A 378-nucleotide genomic window follows, 5' to 3' on the forward strand; every position below is an offset into this window, starting at 1 on the left:
TTTTAACGGTTGTTGGAGGACCTGATAGGCATCATTAAGCTTTTTAAAATTCTCAATGCTTAAAGGGCCGCTAACCCCGTTGTTATAACCGGTTAAATTGCAATTAATGGAACTTGAATTATGTCCTGGCTGGCCCTGAAAAATTACGCTTTGCTGACCACTCTTACCAGGACCGCATTGGACATTATAGGCGATGACATTCTAGAAAGGGCTAAGGCGGTGATTTTAGAAAAAAAGATCACTTCTACGAGAACGGCAATTAAAAATCGGCTACAACCAAGCCGCCACCATTACTGACGAATTAGAAGCTCAAGGCTTTTTATCCCCAAGAAACGCCAAAGGCAACAGAGAGATTTTGCAAAATTTTTAGGTTTTGTT

The 378-nt window shown here is 40.7% G+C and carries 2 pseudogenes; one reads left to right on the top strand and one right to left on the bottom strand.

The annotated features are described in order from the left end of the window. A pseudogene (locus BZK24_RS08835) lies at nt 1–201 on the bottom strand (SabA family sialic acid-binding adhesin); the annotation flags it as partial. On the opposite strand from BZK24_RS08835, the pseudogene BZK24_RS08840 reads away from it, so the two are divergent. Next, nucleotides 190–370, top strand: a pseudogene (locus tag BZK24_RS08840) (DNA translocase FtsK); the annotation flags it as partial. The pseudogenes BZK24_RS08835 and BZK24_RS08840 sit on opposite strands and share 12 nt — an antisense overlap. Between the last annotated feature and the right edge of the window lie 8 nt (nt 371–378).

Origin of the sequence: Helicobacter pylori, from assembly GCF_001998165.1 — a bacterium.
GTDB lineage: Bacteria > Campylobacterota > Campylobacteria > Campylobacterales > Helicobacteraceae > Helicobacter > Helicobacter pylori_DL.